At 67.4% G+C, this 17,833-nt stretch carries 15 protein-coding genes and 1 tRNA gene; 13 read left to right on the forward strand and 3 right to left on the reverse strand.

The genetic code is table 11. The annotated features are described in order from the left end of the window. Nucleotides 1-170 precede the first annotated feature (170 nt). The 6 genes from fdhE to ACZK3J_RS18550 all read left to right on the forward strand — a co-directional run bounded on the left by fdhE (nucleotide 171) and on the right by ACZK3J_RS18550 (nucleotide 7,053). Nucleotides 171-1,154 (forward strand): formate dehydrogenase accessory protein FdhE, encoded by a 984-nt coding sequence (gene fdhE / locus ACZK3J_RS18525; protein ID WP_049461732.1) that lies wholly within the window; start codon nucleotides 171-173, stop codon nucleotides 1,152-1,154. 4 nt (nucleotides 1,155-1,158) lie between these two features. Further along, on the forward strand, nucleotides 1,159-2,583 hold the full coding sequence (gene selA / locus ACZK3J_RS18530; protein ID WP_049461731.1) for an L-seryl-tRNA(Sec) selenium transferase: 1,425 nt from the start codon (nucleotides 1,159-1,161) through the stop codon (nucleotides 2,581-2,583). Further along, nucleotides 2,580-4,511 carry a selenocysteine-specific translation elongation factor gene (selB, locus tag ACZK3J_RS18535; protein WP_049461753.1) on the forward strand — a complete coding sequence of 644 codons (1,932 nt, stop codon included), beginning with the start codon at nucleotides 2,580-2,582 and terminating at the stop codon, nucleotides 4,509-4,511. Before selA ends, selB begins: the two co-directional genes overlap by 4 nt. A 24-nt stretch (nucleotides 4,512-4,535) precedes the next feature. Continuing rightward, nucleotides 4,536-4,631: transfer RNA gene (locus ACZK3J_RS18540), tRNA-Sec, on the forward strand. A 26-nt stretch (nucleotides 4,632-4,657) separates the two neighbouring features. After that, entirely contained in the window at nucleotides 4,658-5,737 is a 1,080-nt protein-coding gene (gene selD, locus ACZK3J_RS18545; protein ID WP_478476153.1) for a selenide, water dikinase SelD, read from the forward strand. Nucleotides 5,738-5,919: 182 nt separating this feature from the next. Next, on the forward strand, nucleotides 5,920-7,053 hold the full coding sequence (locus ACZK3J_RS18550; RefSeq protein ID WP_049461729.1) for a Fic family protein: 1,134 nt from the start codon (nucleotides 5,920-5,922) through the stop codon (nucleotides 7,051-7,053). A gap of 151 nt (nucleotides 7,054-7,204) precedes the next feature. Here ACZK3J_RS18550 and ACZK3J_RS18555 read toward each other — a convergent pair whose 3' ends face one another. Next, a complete protein-coding gene (locus ACZK3J_RS18555; RefSeq protein ID WP_019661992.1) occupies nucleotides 7,205-8,065 on the reverse strand; it encodes a YicC/YloC family endoribonuclease in 861 nt (286 codons plus the stop codon). A 124-nt stretch (nucleotides 8,066-8,189) separates the two neighbouring features. On the opposite strand from ACZK3J_RS18555, the gene rph reads away from it, so the two are divergent. From rph to pepQ, 7 genes are all read left to right on the forward strand, one after another. Next, nucleotides 8,190-8,915 carry a ribonuclease PH gene (gene rph / locus ACZK3J_RS18560; RefSeq protein WP_012512000.1) on the forward strand — a complete coding sequence of 242 codons (726 nt, stop codon included), beginning with the start codon at nucleotides 8,190-8,192 and terminating at the stop codon, nucleotides 8,913-8,915. Next, a complete protein-coding gene (locus tag ACZK3J_RS18565) occupies nucleotides 8,912-9,301 on the forward strand; it encodes a VOC family protein (RefSeq protein WP_032956062.1) in 390 nt (129 codons plus the stop codon). The genes rph and ACZK3J_RS18565 overlap by 4 nt, the downstream gene beginning before the upstream one ends. Continuing rightward, a complete protein-coding gene (rdgB, locus tag ACZK3J_RS18570) occupies nucleotides 9,298-9,894 on the forward strand; it encodes an RdgB/HAM1 family non-canonical purine NTP pyrophosphatase (protein ID WP_049461728.1) in 597 nt (198 codons plus the stop codon). Before ACZK3J_RS18565 ends, rdgB begins: the two co-directional genes overlap by 4 nt. Nucleotides 9,895-9,950: 56 nt before the next feature. After that, on the forward strand, nucleotides 9,951-11,177 hold the full coding sequence (gene hemW / locus ACZK3J_RS18575; RefSeq protein WP_049461727.1) for a radical SAM family heme chaperone HemW: 1,227 nt from the start codon (nucleotides 9,951-9,953) through the stop codon (nucleotides 11,175-11,177). 201 nt (nucleotides 11,178-11,378) lie between these two features. After that, on the forward strand, nucleotides 11,379-13,658 hold the full coding sequence (locus ACZK3J_RS18580) for a DUF1631 family protein (RefSeq protein ID WP_149908742.1): 2,280 nt from the start codon (nucleotides 11,379-11,381) through the stop codon (nucleotides 13,656-13,658). Beyond that, a complete protein-coding gene (locus tag ACZK3J_RS18585; protein ID WP_010484030.1) occupies nucleotides 13,655-14,029 on the forward strand; it encodes a PilZ domain-containing protein in 375 nt (124 codons plus the stop codon). The genes ACZK3J_RS18580 and ACZK3J_RS18585 overlap by 4 nt, the downstream gene beginning before the upstream one ends. A gap of 75 nt (nucleotides 14,030-14,104) precedes the next feature. Further along, the gene (gene pepQ / locus ACZK3J_RS18590) at nucleotides 14,105-15,436 is read left to right on the forward strand and encodes a Xaa-Pro dipeptidase (protein WP_478476154.1); all 1,332 of its coding nucleotides are present in this window, start codon (nucleotides 14,105-14,107) and stop codon (nucleotides 15,434-15,436) included. Between the two features lie 450 nt (nucleotides 15,437-15,886). Here pepQ and ACZK3J_RS18595 read toward each other — a convergent pair whose 3' ends face one another. Together ACZK3J_RS18595 and ACZK3J_RS18600 are read right to left on the reverse strand one after the other, a co-directional pair. Continuing rightward, nucleotides 15,887-17,209 carry an aminopeptidase P N-terminal domain-containing protein gene (locus ACZK3J_RS18595; RefSeq protein ID WP_100437673.1) on the reverse strand — a complete coding sequence of 441 codons (1,323 nt, stop codon included), beginning with the start codon at nucleotides 17,207-17,209 and terminating at the stop codon, nucleotides 15,887-15,889. 5 nt (nucleotides 17,210-17,214) lie between these two features. Then, nucleotides 17,215-17,763, reverse strand: coding sequence for a YecA/YgfB family protein (locus tag ACZK3J_RS18600; RefSeq protein WP_032128368.1), 549 nt, complete (start codon nucleotides 17,761-17,763; stop codon nucleotides 17,215-17,217). Between the last annotated feature and the right edge of the window lie 70 nt (nucleotides 17,764-17,833).

Genomic DNA, 17,833 nt, shown 5'->3' on the forward strand with positions numbered 1-17,833 from the left:
GGTCCGCGGTGCTTTTGGTGGGTGTCGACCTTGGTCGACACGATGAACATGGCAATGATCGAAACCGGCTTTTGTAGAGTCGAGCGATGCTCGACTGCTTTGCCTCGACACGCTGGACGCCAGCGACGACAACGGCGAGGATGGAGCCTGGTTCTTCTGGCTGGCCCTGCATGGCGCAACGCATCCTTGAACCCGGTGAGATCGAGACGCTGGCCTCGCGCGATGTGCCGCGCATCATCCTGCCCGATACCGCGTCGCTGTTTGCCGGACGTGCGGACCGCCTGCGCAGTCTGGCTGCACACAGTGCCATCGGTGGTTACCTGCAGCTGCTGGCGGCGTTGGCCGATGCGCAGCAGGCGCTGCTGGAGGATCTGACACCGCCGCAACGCGAGGAGCTTCAGGCACAGGCGCGTGCACAGCAGTCGAGTGCGGCGGCCGGCGCCGGGATGCCGTTGCGGCCGGCCAACACACTTCAGCTGGATGGCTGTTGGCGCGGCTGGCTGCGCACGCTATGCCAGCACTGCGCTGAAGAAGCCGGCCTGCCGGCGGAAACCCGCCAGGAACTGCAGCGCGTTGCTGCTGCCGATGACGGGTGGCTGGATGCGCAGGCGCATGCGGTACTGGAGCGTGATGACGCGCCGTCGGTGGATGCGGTGGCTGCGCTGCTGGTGATGAACGCGCTGCAGGTCTACTGGGCGGTGCTTGCGGACAGCTTCCGCCCCACCGAGCTGAAGCCGCTGGCCGATGCACCGGGGCTGTGCCCGCTGTGCGGCACCCTGCCGGTGGTCAGCATGGTGCAGGCGCGGCCGCCCTATGCCTCCTACCGCTACCTGTCGTGCTCGCTGTGTGCCTGCCAGTGGCACTACGTACGCGTGCAGTGCAGCCAGTGTGGTGCCGCCGGCAAGGACATCGCCTATCGCGCCCTGGCCGATGTGGACGGCGACAGCGGCGAGGCGGTGCGCGAGAGCGCGGTCCGTGCCGAGACCTGCGACCACTGCCACAGCTACCGCAAGATCCTGTATCTGGAGAAAGACCCGTCGCTGGAGCCGGTGGCCGACGACCTCGGCACGCTGGCGCTGGACCTGCTGCTGGGCGAGGAAGGGTATGCGCGCGCCAGCCAGAATCCGCTGCTGTGGCAATCCGACGGCGAGTGAGGCGATGACTGCCACGCCCCCCACCCCGGCATCGGCCGCTGCCCTGCCCTCGCTGGACCGGTTGCTGCGTCTGCCTGCCTTGGCAGCACTGATCGAGGGCCACGGCCGCAGCCGTATCACCCAGCTGCTGCGTTCGCACCTGAAGGCGCTGCGCGACCGTATCAGCGCCGGCCAGCTCTCGGCCACGCAGCTGCAGGAAGCGGTTGACGGCCCGGCGCTGGTGGCAGCAGTCGAGGCCGCACTGGCCGCTGACGCACGGCAGGATCTGCAGCCGATGTTCAATCTGACCGGCACCGTGCTGCACACCAATCTCGGCCGCGCCTTGCTGCCGGATGCCGCCGTGCACGCGGTCACCCGCGCGATGACCGCGCCGGTGGATCTTGAATTCGACATCAGCCGCGGCCGTCGCGGCGACCGCGATGCACGGGTGCAGGCATTGATCTGCGAACTGACCGGCGCTGAAGCCGCCACTGTGGTCAACAACAATGCGGCGGCGGTCCTGCTGCTGCTCAACAGCCTGGCCAACCGCCGCGACGTGGTGGTGTCACGCGGCGAGCTGGTGGAGATCGGTGGCGCCTTCCGCATTCCCGACGTGATGCGCAGTGCCGGTGCGCGGCTTCTGGAAGTCGGCACCACCAACCGTACCCATCCGGCTGACTTCGCCAATGCCATCGGCACGCGCACCGCGCTGCTGATGGAGGTGCACGCCAGCAACTACGCGATCACCGGCTTCACCGCCAAGGTCGACACCGCGGCGATGGCCGCGATCGCGCACGAGCACGGCCTGCCGCTGGTGGTGGACCTGGGTAGCGGCAGTCTGTGCGATCTGGCGGTCTTCGGCCTGCCGCACGAGCCCACCGTGCAGGAAACGCTGGCGGCCGGCGCAGATCTGGTTTCGTTCAGCGGCGACAAGCTGCTGGGTGGTCCGCAGGCCGGCATCATCGCCGGCCGCGCCGACCTGATCGCGCGGATCAACCGCAACCCGCTGAAGCGGGCACTGCGCATGGACAAGATGGGCCTGGCCGCACTGGAAGCGGTGCTGGCCCTGTACCGCGAGCCGGAGCTGCTGGCACAGCGACTGCCGACCCTGCGCACCCTGTCACGCACGCAGGAGGACCTCGACGTGCAGGCTCAGCGCCTGCTGCAGCCGATGCGTTCCGTGCTCGCGGCCGACTACGATCTTGAACGGTCACCAATGCAGAGCCAGATCGGCAGCGGCGCCCAGCCACAGGCGCAGCTGGCCAGCGCCGGACTGCGCATTACCAGCGCGCGCCGTGGCGGACTGGATCGCCTGGCCAAGCGCTTGCGTCAGCTGCCGCGACCCGTGCTGGGCCGCATTGCCGATGACGCGCTGTGGCTGGACCTGCGCTGCCTGGAACCGGCCGACGAAGCCGACTTCCTCGCCCAGTGGAGCACGCTGCAGGCATGATCGTCGGCACCGCCGGGCATATCGACCATGGCAAAACCAGCCTGGTACGCGCACTGACCGGCATCGAAACCGATCGCCTGCAGGAAGAGCGAACGCGCGGTATATCGATCGAACTGGGCTACGCCTATGTCCCGGTGGAAAGCAGGGACGCCGAAGGCCCGGCTGCGACGCTGGGTTTCGTCGACGTGCCAGGCCATGAGCGCTTCGTGCACACGATGGTGGCCGGCGCCACGGGTATCGATGTCGCCCTGCTGGTGATCGCTGCCGACGACGGCGTGATGCCACAGACCCGCGAGCATCTGGCGATCCTGCAGCTGCTGGGCGTGGATCGTGGTGCGGTGGCGCTGACCAAGATCGACCGTGTGGATGCGGCGCGCCTCGCCCGGGTCGAGATCGAGATTGCCGCGCTGCTGGCCGCGACACCGCTGCAGGATTCCCCTCTGTTCGCCTGCAACAGCACCGCACCCGACGATGCCGGCATCAGCGCACTGCGTACCCAGCTGCACGCGTGGGCGGCGGACGATGCCAGCACACGCCAGGCCGAACTGCGCAGCGAACTGTTCCGCATGCCGGTGGACCGCGTGTTCTCGCTGGCCGGCCACGGCACGCTGGTGACCGGCGCGGTACATGGCGGCATCGCCGCGGTGGGTGAGCATCTGCAGCTGATGCCAGCCGCCACCGACGTGCGCGTGCGCAGCATCCATGCGCAGAACCAGGCCAGCGAGCACGCGATGGCTGGGCAACGCTGCGCGCTGAACCTGGCCGCCATCGCCCGCGACGACATCCGCCGTGGCGACTGGATTGCCGATCCACGCGCGCTGCTGGCCACTACCCGCGTCGACGTGCGCCTGCGACTTTCCGCACTGGCGCCGCCACTGCGCGACTGGTCACCGCTGCACATCCACTGGGGCACGATGCACCGGCAGGCCCATGTGGTGCTGCTGGAAGACCACGACCACGGCGATGGTCAGTTGGTGCAGCTGGTGTTCGATGCACCAGTCTGCGCGATGTGTGGCGATCGTTTCATCGCCCGTGATTCAGCAGCCACCCACACACTGGGCGGTGGCGTCGTGCTCGATCCGGATCCTCCGCAGCGGCGTCGGCGCAGCCCTGCGCGTCTGGCGTGGCTGGGAGCACTGGAGCAACTGGCCGCAGGCACGGGAATCGGCCCGCTGCTGCAGCAGGCACCTGCCGGCATTCCCCTCACCGCGTTGCAACGCTATTGCCGACGCGCCGCCGACCGCATCGACCTGCCCGAGGACGCGCGACGCATCGCTACCCGCGATGACACGGTGATCATCCTCGCACCGCACTGGCAGGCGCTGCGCGAGCAGGTAATCACCTCACTGCGTGGATGGCATGAGCGACGCCCCGACGAACCCGGCGTCGACAGCGGGCGCCTGCAGCGCAGTACCCTGCCCTCGCTTGCAGCGAGCCTCTGGAATGCACTGCTGCAGGACCTGCTGGCCGATGGCACGATGCAGCGCGTGGGCGCATGGTGGCGCCTGCCCGGCCATGACCATGCGCCTCCGGAACGCGAACGCCTTCTGCTGGAACGCGTGCTGCCGCAACTGCATGCCGGTGGCTTCGATCCACCGTGGGTGCGCACCCTGGCAGCCGACGCCGGACTGGCCGAAGACGAGGTCCGCGCCGTCCTGCGCCGCGCCGCCGCACGTGGTGAACTGTTCCAGGTGGTACCGGACTTGTTTTATTCACCCGCGCGCATTGCGGAACTCGCTGCTATCGTCGCGCAGCTGTCACAGGCCAGCGGCACGGTGGATGCGGCAGCGTTCCGCGATGCCATCGGCCTGGGCCGCAAACGCAGCATCCAGATCTTGGAGTTCTTCAATCGCGTTGGCTACACTCGACGCGTCGGTGACCAGCATCGGCCGCGCGGCGACCTGCAGTGGAACGCGGCCCGCGACTGAGCCCACCGGTACCGCCGTACTTTCGGAAGGCATGCGCATCCGGGCATGCGGCTGGGCTTCAAACCCAGTAGGGGGCGTCGATCGTTCCCTGGTAGGTTCGACTCCTGCTGCCTTCCGCCATTCGTGTTTCCGCAGGAGATGTCGGCATGGCCACGCACGCGCAGTCCCCCGCTCCTTCAACGGCCGATGCCCCGCAACGACTGACGTCTCTCGCGCATGGCGGTGGCTGCGGCTGCAAGATCGCGCCCGGCGTGCTGACCGAACTGCTGCGTGGCGTTCCGGCGCTTCCGGCACCGGCCGAGCTGCTGGTCGGCCGCGAGACCAGCGACGACGCGGCGGTGTACCGCCTCGATGACCATCAGGCGATCGTCGCCACCACCGACTTCTTCATGCCGATCGTCGACGACCCGTTCGACTTCGGCCGCATCGCCGCCACCAATGCGCTGTCGGACCTGTATGCGATGGGCGCGCGCCCGCTGTTCGCACTGGCCATCGTCGGCATGCCAATCAACAGCCTGCCGCAGGACACCATCCGCGGCATCCTGCAGGGTGGCGAACGCGCCTGTGCTGATGCCGGCATCGTGGTGGCTGGTGGCCACAGCATCGATTCGGTGGAACCCATCTACGGCCTGGCCGCGATCGGTGTGCTCGACCCGCAACGGCTCAAGCGCAATGCCGATGCCCGCGCCGGTGACGTACTGGTGCTGGGCAAACCATTGGGGGTGGGCGTGTATTCGTCGGCACTGAAGAAAGAAGTGCTGGATGCCGAGGGCTACCGTCAGATGATCGAGTCGACCACCCGCCTGAACAGCGTGGGCATGTCCCTTGCCGCGCAGGATGGCGTGCACGCGATGACCGACGTCACCGGTTTCGGCCTGCTCGGCCACCTGCTGGAAGTGTGCCGCGCCAGTGGCGTGGCCGCCGAGGTGGACAGTGCACAGGTGCCGCTGCTGCCGCAGACCCTGGACCTGCTGCAACGCGGCTGCGTAACCGGCGCCTCCAACCGCAACTGGGCCTCGTATGGCGCCGAGGTGCGCTTCGCCGAGGGCTTGGCCGCCCACTGGCAGCCACTGCTGACCGACCCGCAGACCAGCGGCGGCCTGCTGGTGTCGTGCGCCCCGGAAGCGGTGGATGCGGTGCTGGCCTGCTTCAACGATGCGGGGTTCGGCCAGGCGGCCGTGCTGGGGCGCTTGAGCGAGGGAGCGGCGGGCGTCAGGGTGGTTTGAGATGTTCTTGCCTCGGGCGCGCATCCCCCGTCGTTGAGATCCGCAGCCATGGCGGCGGCACCACTTCATCGGTTTGCTCGGATAACGTGCCACTGGGAGCAACCTCAGCACTATTAAAGCATGCTTTAATAGCGGCCGAGATTCTTAAAGATCCCTTTAACAACGCCTCGCCAGGAGCGCAAATGCCCAGGACCACCGGCACTTACACCACCACCGATTCGGGCGGCGAGCTTGTCAAGGCCTTCGTGCCCCATCCATTGCCGCCCCTTGATCCTGCTTGCTACATGGCCAATGCGGCAGCCGAGGCGGCGCTGGGACGGCTCTCCGCCATGTCAGGTTTGGTCGCTTCTGCTGAATGGCTGATCTACAGCTCCATCCGCAAGGAGGCCTTGTTGACCTCCCAGATGGAGGGAACTCAGGCGACACTGACGGATCTGCTGGATCAAGAATCCGGAATCGACGTGGCCAGTACCACAGACGTCAGCGACGTGACGAATTACCTGCAAGCGTTCGCGTATGTGCGAGACCAGCTGAAACACGATTGGGGCCTGCCGATCTCAACGCGCCTGTTGTGCGAAGCACATAGCATCCTTTTGAACAGTGCGCGCGGCGAGCAGAAGTTACCTGGTGAAGTGCGCCGCTCCCAGAACTGGATCGCAGGTACCCGGCCAGGCAATGCTCTTTACGTCCCCCCTCCTCACATGGAAGTCGGACGGTTGCTGGGTGAGATGGAGCGCTATATCCACGAGCCTACGACAGACCTTCCTCCTCTGGTCCGCATTGCCTTGATCCATGCACAGTTCGAAACGATCCACCCGTTCCTTGATGGCAATGGGCGCATAGGCCGCTTGCTGATTGCAGCATTGCTGGAAGACTGGAAGCTGCTGCCGGAGCCACTGCTCTATGTCTCTGGCGAACTCAAGAAACATCAAGACGAGTACTACCGGCTTCTGTCGGCCATCCGCGCCGATGGCGACTGGGAGAGTTGGATCCGCTTCTTCCTCGACTGCACGACCGAAGCCGCCGAGAACGCCCAAAGAAACATCATCGACATCGCCTCACTCATCGCAGCCGACCGGAGAAAGGTCATGGCTGCGAAAGACGGCACGGTGCAGGCGATCCGCTTGTTCGAAATGCTGCCTACGATGCCGCGCTTCACCATTACATTTGCAGCTGAAAGGCTGGGGGTGACATTTCCCACCGCCAGCGCGGCTGTCAAAGTCCTGCAAAGCGTTGACGTCCTTGTCGGTACCGGGAATCAGAAACGGAACCAGCAGTTCAGCTACAAGCAATACACCGAACTGCTGCAGCGCTAGGGAGGTAGGCGCAGCCCGCGCATCGAAGGGGAGACGTTGAATATCCCCCAAATGCGTACCCAGGCGGATCAATGATCACCCATCACACGCTCGTCCCAACCGCCAGGGCACGCATCTTCGATGACCTGACGGCACGCCCGGGCACGCCCTATCACTCGATGTTCTGCACCTGTTCGCGGATCTGGTCGATCAGCACCTTCAGCTCCACCGCGGCATTGGACGTACGGCTGTCCACCGACTTCGACCCCAGCGTGTTGGCTTCGCGGTTGAACTCCTGCAGCAGGAAGTCCAGGCGGCGGCCGACCGGCTCGCGCTGCTTGAGCACGCGGCGGATCTCGACGATGTGGCTGCCGAGGCGGTCCAGCTCTTCATCCACGTCCAGCTTCTGCAGCCACAGCACCAGTTCCTGCTCGGCGCGACCGGGGTCGACCGGGTGCGGCAGGTCAGCCAGGCGTGCGGCAAGCTTGGCGCGCTGGCCGTCGCGAATGGCCGGAATCAAGGTGCGCACTTCGGTAGCGATGCGTTCGATACCGTCCACGCGTTCGCTGATGGCGGCCGACAACTTGCCGCCTTCGCGCTCACGGGCCTCGACGAAGCCATCCAGCACCTGGTCCAGCAGGGCCAGTGCCTCGACCTGCAGGGCGGCGGCATCGGTGGCCTCGCCACGGGTGACGCCCGGCAGCTGCAGCAGATCGGTGAAGCTGACCTGCAGATTGGGGAAATCGGAGGTCAGGCGGTGTGCCAGGCGGCCCAGCTGGCCCAGCAGGGCCTCGTCCACCTGCAGGTTGGCGGCCGCTTCCGGCGCGCGCAGGCGCATCACCAGATCCAGCTTGCCGCGGCTCAGGCGCGCGGCGATACGCTCGCGCAACTGCGGCTCGAGCGCCCGCAGTTCCTCGGGCAGGCGGGTGCCGACCTCCAGGAAGCGGTGGTTGACCGAGCGCAGCTCGCAGCCCAGCGTGCCCCACGGGGTGACCCGCTCGCCGCCGGCATAGGCGGTCATGCTTCGAATCATGGATTGTGTCCGGTGCGTGCAAAGGGGGAATGGTACCCTAGCGCCCTCACCAGAGCCCCCTTGCCCGCCCCGTGAAGGCTGCGGGCGTGGCGGCGTACTCCCTCGCCATTACGGAACCCGCACCATGTCCGATTCCCGCCCCAGCGGCCGCCAGCCCGACCAGCTCCGCCCGGTCGTCATCCAACGCGGCTTCACCCGCCACGCCGAAGGTTCGGTGCTGGTGTGCTTCGGTGAAACCCGTGTGCTGTGCACCGCCAGCGTCGAGAACCGCGTGCCGGGCTTCCTGCGCGGCAAGGGCGAAGGCTGGGTGACCGCCGAGTACGGCATGCTGCCGCGCGCCACCCACACCCGCAGCGACCGCGAAGCGGCCCGTGGCAAGCAGGGCGGCCGCACGCTGGAGATCCAGCGCCTGATCGGCCGCAGCCTGCGTGCCTGCGTGGACCGCAACGCGCTGGGCGAGCGCACCATCACCCTCGACTGCGACGTGCTGCAGGCCGACGGCGGCACCCGCACCGCCGCCATCACCGGCGCCTACGTGGCCCTGGTCGATGCGGTGAATGTGCTGATGAAGCGCGGCGACATCAAGCGCAACCCGATCCTGGGCGCGGTGGCAGCGGTGTCGGTCGGCGTCTACCGCGGCACCCCGGTGCTGGACCTGGACTACGCCGAAGACAGCGACTGCGACACCGACATGAACGTGGTGATGAACGACGGCGGTGGCTTCATCGAGCTGCAGGGCACCGCCGAAGGCCATGCCTTCCGCCGCGATGAACTGGACGCGCTGCTGGGCCTGGCCGAAAAGGGCGTGCGCGAGCTGCTGGACGCACAGCAGGCGGCGCTGTCGGCATGAACCGGCGCATCGCCCTGACCACCCTGGTGGTGGCCGACTACGACGAAGCCATTGCCTGGTACACCGGCAAGCTCGGCTTCGCACTGCTGGAGGACATCGACCAGGGCCACAAGCGCTGGGTGGTGGTGGGGCCGACCGACGGCAGCGCTGCCGCCCTGCTGCTGGCCCGTGCCAGCGACGAGGAACAGCGCAGCCGCATCGGCAACCAGACCGGTGGCCGCGTCGCCTTCTTCCTCAACACCGATGACTTCCACCGCGACCACGCGGCGATGCTGGCCGCCGGGGTCGAGTTCCTGGAAGCGCCGCGCGAAGAACCCTATGCAACGGTCGCGGTGTTCCGCGATTTGTATGGCAACACCTGGGACCTGCTGGAGCCCCGTCAATGAAGAAACTGGTACTGGCCAGCCACAACGCCGGCAAGCTGGTGGAGATGCAGGAGATCCTCGCCGACCTGCCGCTGCAGATCACCTCGGCCGCCGAGCTGGGCCTGGGCGACGTGGAAGAAACCGGCCTGACCTTCGTAGAGAACGCGCTGCTGAAGGCGCGCGCGGCCTGCGAAGCGACCGGCCTGCCGGCGCTGGCCGATGATTCCGGCCTGATCGTCGATGCCCTCGGCGGTGCGCCGGGCCTTTACAGCGCGCGCTATGCCGGCCACCCGACCAATGCCGCGGCCAACAACGCCAAGCTGCTGGAGGCGATGGCCGACGTTCCCGATGGCCAGCGCGGCGCCCGCTTCTATGCGGTGATCGTGCTGCTGCGTCACGCCACCGATCCGCAGCCGCTGATCTGCGAAGGTCGCTGGGAGGGCCAGATCATCCGCGAACTGCGCGGCACGAATGGTTTCGGCTACAACCCGGTGTTCCTGGATACCACCCACGGCCTGACCGCCGCGGAGATGGAGCCGGCACTGAAGAACGCCATCAGCCACCGTGCCCTCGCCCTGCAACAGCTCAAGCAGCAGTTGGCGACGCTGTACTGACGCCACCCGATCGAACCAGGGAAGCCGGCCAGCGGCCGGCACTACCGAAGAAGCCCATGCCGCACGCCCACGACCACTGCAACCACCTGCCCGGCGAAGCCTGTTCGGCGGACCACGACACTTCGGTACGACTGGTGCCACCCCCGCTGTCGCTGTACGTGCACCTGCCGTGGTGCGTGCGCAAATGCCCGTACTGCGATTTCAATTCGCACCAGGCCAAGGGCGAGCTGCCGTTCGATGCCTACATCGATGCGCTGCTGCGCGACCTCGACCAGGACCTGCCGCTGGTCTGGGGCCGGGTGGTGCACAGCGTGTTCTTCGGTGGCGGCACGCCCAGCCTGTTCCCGCCGGAAGCAATCGACCGTTTCCTGCAACAGGCCAGTGCACGCCTGCGTTTCGCGCCCAATGCCGAGATCACCCTGGAAACCAACCCGGGCACCGCCGAGCATGGCCGCTTCGACCGCTATCGCGCGGCCGGCGTCAATCGCCTCAGCTTCGGTATCCAGAGTTTCGACGATGCGATGCTCAAGCGCCTGGGCCGCATCCACGACAGTGGCGAAGCCGAGCGCGCGGTGAAGATGGCGCAGGACGCGGGTTACGACAACTTCAACATCGACCTGATGTACGCGCTGCCGGAACAGACCCTGGCCGGTGCCGAGGCTGATCTGGAACGCGCGTTCGCGCTGCAGCCGGCACACATCTCGCACTACCAGCTGACCCTGGAACCGAACACGGTGTTCTTCGCGCGGCCGCCGCAGGGCATTCCCGATGAAGACAACGCCTGGGACATGCAGGAACACTGCCAGGCGCTGCTGGCGCAGGCCGGTTTCGGCCAGTACGAGGTGAGCGCCTACGCACGCCCTGGCCGGCAGAGCGCGCACAACCTGAACTACTGGCGCTTCGGCGATTACCTGGGCATCGGTGCCGGCGCGCATGGCAAGATCAGCTCGGGCGCCGAGGAACACGTGCTGCGACGCTGGAAGCTGAAGCATCCGCAGGCTTATCTGGACAGCGCGGGCACCCCGGCCTCGTTCGGGGGTGACGATGTGATCGCGCCTGAGCGCCTGCCCTTCGAGTACATGCTGAATCTGCTGCGCCTGCACGAAGGCTTCGGCCTGCGCGATTTCGAGTCGCGTACCGGGCTGTCGCGCAGCGTGCTGGATGCACCGCTGGCCGAGGCCGTGCAGCGCGGCTGGCTGGACGTGACCGATGGCCATGTGCAGCCGACCGAACTGGGCCGCCGTTTCACCAACGATGTGGTGAGCCTGTTCCTGGAGGAGTGATCCTCGCCTGACAGGGGGTAGTGCCGGCCGCTGGCCGGCAGCTCGATCGGCGCGGATTGCCGGCCAGCGGCCGGCACTACCGTTCATCGGTCGGGCCATGCCCGGCGAATGGGATGCACATTCGCCCTAAAGTAGCGCCGACAGCGGCCGACACGGTAGATTCACCAGATCGATCCGCGGGAATCCGGATACCGCCTGCCGATGTCAGCTGTCTTTTCCATCACTCCTGCCGACAAGAACCGCCTGGCCGCCAGCGACCTGCCACCGCGGGTACGTGAGCTGCTGGGCGCGCTGATCGGCCTGTGCCGGCAGACGCTGGCCGCGCCCCTGATCCTGACTGTCGAAGCGCTGGAGCAGACCCTGCTGCACGACGCCGATCGCGCACGCAATCCGCAGCAGCAGGCCGAACTGATGGCCCAGCGTGGACAGCTGCACGCCTTCGCTGGCCACTTCGCCGACCGCATGCTCGATGCCGTTGCCGACGCCCTCGCACGGTTGCGCGAACCGGCCAACGGTGTCAGCACCAGTGCTACGCCGCCAGCGCTGCCGGGCATGCTCGGGCTGTCGCTGGTTGATGAGCACGAAGTGGATCGCGACCTGCTGCTGACCGAGATGGTGCGGCGCGAAACCCAGCGTTCAACCAACACACTGAACCTGCTCGGCCAACGCCTGGGGGTACTGGCGGCGGCGCCGGCCTTCGAGGCCGACACCCTGCCGCTGGCGCCGCAGGCACTGTGCGCGATGGTGCGCCGGATTGCCGAACAGGACGCGCTGAGCGTCGACGTACAGCTGGCGCTGTATCGCAGTTTCGAACGACAGGTGCTGGAACGGCTGGGCGATATCCTTGACCGTGCCAATGCCCTGCTGGCCCAGTCCGGCGTACTGCCGGGGCTGGTCTACACCCCCTACCTGGCACGCTCGTCGAGCACGCGGCGGATCATCACCCAGTCGGTGGGTGGCGGCCGCACCACGCAGCCGGCCAAGCGCAGCGCGGCCCCCCTGACCGGCTGGAACGGTTCGGCACCGGCCGGCTCCTGGTCCAGCCTGGTACAGGACGCCTTCCACGAGGGTGGTGCAGCCGGCCCCGCCACGCCGGGCGTGACCACATCCACCGGCAGTGCTTTGCATGAGCTGCTGCAGCAGGCCCGGCACGCCAGCCCTGCCCCGGCGGACAGCGGCGCAGTGCCCAGTGCGGCAGTCGACGCGGTACTCGCGCGTCTGCAGGCTCAGTCCAGCGCGGCAACCGGCGTGGCCGACCTGCAAGCGGCCGTGGTCGCGCAGCTGCGCAGCGAGCATGGTGCGCAGGCCCAGCTGGGCAGTCACGACCGGGACAACCTGGACCTGCTGCGCATGCTGATGCAGCAGGTGCAACAGCAGCAACGTCCCGATCCGGTGCCGGCCGCCCTGCTGGCCCGCCTGCAGGTGCCCCTGGCACGCGCGGCCATGGCCGACCCGGGCTTCTTCGTACGCGACGAACATCCCGCGCGTGAGCTGCTCAACCAGATCGCCGAAGTCGGTGCCAACTGGCTGGGCGACGACGATGTCGATCCGCAGCTGCTGCAGCGCATGGCGCAGAGCGTGCAGGGCCTGCTCGGCCAGGATGCACGCGCGCCGGAAGCCTTCGCCGCTGCCAACGAAGACGTGCAGCAGCACCAGCGCGCGGCGGCCCATCGTGCCGAACTGGCCGAGCGCCGCCACGTGGAGGCCGCGCGCGGCAAGGAACGATTGGAACTGGCCCGTCGCCAGGCCACCGCACAGATCGACCAGTGCTGCGACACGCAGTCGCCACCGCGCTTCGTGCAGACCCTGTTGCGCCAGGCCTGGGCCGATGCACTGACCCTCACCCGCCTGCGTCATGGCGATGATTCGCCACAGTGGCAGGAACGCCTGCAACAGACCGAGCGTATCGCTGCCATCACCGCACAGGCCATCGACGCCCCCGGCGGCACCGATACCGCGTTGGCAGCGGACGTGGAGGCCGCACTGCTGCAGGTCGGCTACCACGCCGAGGAAGCCGCGGCCGTCGCGCGCAGGCTGGCCACGCCCGGCGGCGAGGATGAAAGCACCTCGCGTACCGAACTCAGTGCCCGCCTGAAGGCACGTGCGCGCCTGGGCGAACACGCCGGCGCGCCCACCGGCACGGCGCCTGCAACGCCCCGCAGCAGTGCCGAAGAAGCCGCCTACCAGCAGCTGTCCACGCTGCCGTTCGGCAGCTGGTTCGACATCGATACCGGTGATGGCACGCTGCGCCGCCAGCGCCTGTCCTGGTACAGCCTGCTGACCGGCCACGCCCTGTTCGTCAATCCACGCGGGCAGAAGATCACCGATACCGACCTGGATACGCTGGCACGGCAGATCAGTGCCGGGCGCGCGCAACTGGTCACCGAAGACAAGGGCCGGCTGGTCGACCGTGCCTGGGAAGCCAGCCTTGGTGCGCTGCGCGCACTGGCCACGGGCCGCGCACAGGAGACCCCCGCATGAAAGCCGTACCGCCGCAGGACACCCGCCGCGCGCCGCGCCGCCAGGTCTCGGACCTGGTGCCGGTCACCGACCAGATGCGCGAGTGCGTGGTCGGACGCCTCGGCAATGTCTCCGAAACCGGCATGCTGATGCTGGCCAGCGTGCCGCTGCGCGAGGATGCGTTGTACCAGCTGCGCTTCCCGTTGCCACTGGGTGATGGCCGCCAGCAGGCCATCGATGTGGGCGTGCACCTGCTGTGGAGCGAGCCCGCACACGTTCCCGGCCAGAGCTGGACCGGCTTCCGCTTCCTGACCCTGTCACGCGAACATCGGCAGCTGCTGCGCCAGTGGGTGGGCGAGGACAGCGACGAGGGACCGGTTTCGACGGCCTGAGTGCCGGTTCCGGCACAGCGGTTTTTCGCGGTATGCGGCAGAATCTAGGGCCGTTTTCCGTGTCGAGCCACCGCAATGATCCAGCAAGACCCCGGCGCCCTGTATTCCGACCACCTGGCCGTGCTGTGCCGACGCGCCGAACAGGCGCTGGCCCGCGGCGGCTTCGATCATCTGGTGGTGCCCAGCGGCACCCTGCACTACCAGGTGTTCGACGACCGCGACTACCCGTATGCGGTGAATCCGCAGTTCAAGGCCTGGCTGCCGCTGACCCGCGTGCCCAACAGCTGGATCGTGTTCACCCCCGGCAAGCGTCCGGCGGTGATCTTCCACCAGCCGTTCGATTACTGGCACGTGGTACCGGACGCACCGAGTGGCTGGTGGGTGGAGCACTTCGACATCCACATCATCCGCAAGCCCGAAGAGGCACTGGCCCAGCTGCCGGCCGACCCGTCGCGCTGCGCGATCCTCGGCGAGCCGCAGAGCACGCTGGGCAACTACGTGCCGAACAACCCGGCGCCGGTGGTGAACTACCTGGAATGGCACCGCGGCAGCAAGACGCCGTATGAAATCGCGCTGATGCGCCAGGCGCAGGTGCTGGGCGCGCGCGGCCACCGTGCCGCCGAAGCCGCGTTCCGCAACGGCGCCGACGAGTTCAGCATCCACATGGCGTACTGCCAGGCCGTCGGCCAGGATGCCAACGAGCTGCCCTACGGCAACATCGTGGCGTTGAACGAACACGCCGCTGTGCTGCATTACACCGAGCTGGGCCGCAAGGCACCGCAGCCGCTGCGCAGCTTCCTGATCGATGCTGGTGCCAGCGCGCACGGCTACGCCAGCGACATCACCCGCACCTACGCCGCACAGGGCCACGACGAATTCGCGGCGATGATCGCCGCTGTTGACGCCGCGCAGCAGCAGATGTGCGCGGCGGTGCGCCCGGGCTTCGACTACAAGCAGCTGCACGTGGACGCGCATCTTTCGCTGATGGGCGTCCTGAAGGACTTCGGCGTGATCAAGGTCTCGCCGCAGACCGCAGTGGAAACCGGCGTCAGCGCCGCGTTCTTCCCGCACGGCATCGGCCACCTGATCGGTCTGCAGGTGCACGACGTGGCCGGCTTCGCGGCCAGCGATGAAGGCGGCCGCATCGAGCGCCCGGCCGGCCACCCGTACCTGCGCCTGACCCGCGTGCTGGAACCGGGCATGGTGGTGACCATCGAACCGGGCCTGTACTTCATCGACATGCTGTTGAATGAAGTGAAGGATGCCGGCCATGGCGATGCAATCAACTGGGACCGCGTGGACTTCTTCCGTCCGTATGGCGGCATCCGCATTGAAGACGAAGTGCTGTGCACTGAAGGCGAGGCGGACAACCTGACGCGGCCGGAGTTTGCGGCGGCGAACGGCTGAGCCCCTCGTGGTTGGGCGCTTGGAGCTAAAGCCGGCCTTTGACAGTTTCCTGCCGCGTTCAACCACAGAAAAGAAAAAAGAAAAGCAGAAGCGGGTCGCTCGCTGCGCTCGCTCTGTGTCGACCAAGGTCGACACCTACCAACAGCCGCGCGTTCCAACGGCCGCAGTGGCCAGTAGATCCACGCCATGCGTGGATGATTCATTCGATATCTGACAGATGTGCCGACCAACGGTCGGCACCCACCAACAGCCGCCTGAACCTGTCAAAGGCGGGGCACTGTGGGTTTGCGGGGTGTGAGCCGCATGGATGCGGCGACCAAGCCTACAGGGACGTACTTGCGGCGTCCCCGCAAACCCACAGTGCCCCGCCCTCCCACGGAATGCCGCTTCGGTTTTTGACGTTGCCGTTGATTGCAGCAGGTGCAGGGCTGCAAGCCCTGCCGAAACCCCTTACCCCGCCATCACCGCTTCAATCTCGTCGGCGCTGCGCGCCAGGCCTTCGGTCAGCACGCGATGCCCGTCATCGGTGATCAGCACGTCATCCTCGGTACGGATGCCGATACCGCGCCAGCGCGGTTCCACCGTCGTATCGTCCACGCCGATATACAGCCCCGGCTCGATGGTGAATGCCATGCCCGGCTCCAGCAGGCGCGAATCGCCGGCCAGGCGATAGTCACCCACGTCGTGCACGTCCATGCCGATCCAGTGCCCGGTCTTGTGCCGGTAGAAACGCTGGTACAGGCCCTCGGACAGGTTCTTTTCCAGCGTGCCCTTCAGCAGGCCCAGCCGCAGCAGGCCTTCGGTCAGGGTCTGCACCGCCGCCAGGTGACCCATCTCGTAGGCCACGCCCGGCTTGGCCTGGGCCAGTGCCGCGGCCTGCGCGTCACCGACCAGGTCGTGCAGCGCGCGCTGCTCGGCGCTGAAGCGGCCGTTCACCGGGAACGTGCGGGTGATGTCGCTGGCATAGCCGCGGTATTCGGCACCGGCGTCGATCAGCACCAGCTCACCATCGCGCGAACGTGCGTTGTTGTCGCGGTAGTGCAGGATGCAGCCGTTGCGACCTGCACCGACGATGCTGCAATAGGCCGGCACCGCGTCGTTGGCGCGGAACACGCGTTCCAGTTCGGCCTGCAGTTCGTATTCGTGGATGCCGGCCTTCGCCGCTTTCATCGCCGCCAGATGTGCACGCACGCTGATCTGCGCGGCGTGGTGCATCAGCGCCACTTCAGCACCGGACTTGAACAGGCGCTGCTCATGCAGCAGGTGGCCCAGCTCCAGGAACTCATGCGGCGGCTGCGCGCCGTGGCGCACCTGCGAACGCACGCGGTTGACCCAGCCGATCAGCTTCAGGTCGAAATCGGCGTCGCGGCCGAAGTGGTAATAGACGCGCGAACGCCCTTCCAGCAGGCCCGGCAGGATGTCGTCCAGATCGTCGATCGGGTACGCATCGTCCATGCCGTACTGCGCCACCGCGCCTTCCTGGCCGGCGCGGCTGCCGTCCCAGGCCTCGCGCTCGGCGTCGCGCTCACGGCAGAACAGGATGGCCTCGCCGTGGCGGCGGCCCGGGATCAACACCAGCACCGCTTCCGGCTCCGGGAAGCCGCTCAGGTACTGGAAGTCCGAATCCTGCCGGAACGGGTAATGGGTATCGAGGCTGCGCACCTTCTCGGCCGCGGCGGGAAGCACCAGGATCGCATCCTCGCCGGCCATGTCCATCAGCTGGCGGCGGCGACGCTTGTATTCGCCGGCCGCGATGCCGGTGCGCTGCTTGATGTCCATCAGTTCAGGCGCTGCCGATGGCGCGAGGCCAGCACCACGTCACCGTGCAGCAGCAGTACCGCCACGCGGATGAATTCCTCGATCTCGGACAGGGCTTCGTCATCGTCATCGCCACCGGCCTCGAAATCCTCGCTGGAGGCACGCGCCAGGCTGGCCATGTCGGTCAGCGCTTCTTCGCCCTCTTCGGACAGGGTCGGGCGGCGGCCGCCGCTGCCCAGGCCGAAGCCGCCCAGGAAGGAACGGGTCCAGCTGAACATGGCATCAGCCTGCGCGGACACGTCGTCGCCATCGGTCAGCAGCAGTTCGAAGGCGAAATCGCGGTCTTCCAGTTGCTTGATGGTGACCTGCAGCAGCTGCCCCAGCACGCTGTCGGCGGCCACCGGCGGCAGGTTGTCGTCGGCCAGCACACGCGCCGGCCAATCATTGCCGGGGGCACCACCGGCGGCCAGCCAGCCGCACAGTGCGCCGTGCAGCTCGGCAGCGGTGGCGCCCAGGCCCAGTTCCTGGCTGGCGCGGGTAACGTCGTCGACGGAGGGAAGTTCGGTCATCGTGCGGCTCGTTCGGAAAGGAAACCCGGGGCGCGCACGCGCGCGCCCGTGAGACCCCGTAGTGTAGCAA

The organism is Stenotrophomonas sp. 86428_Sma (assembly GCF_056481585.1).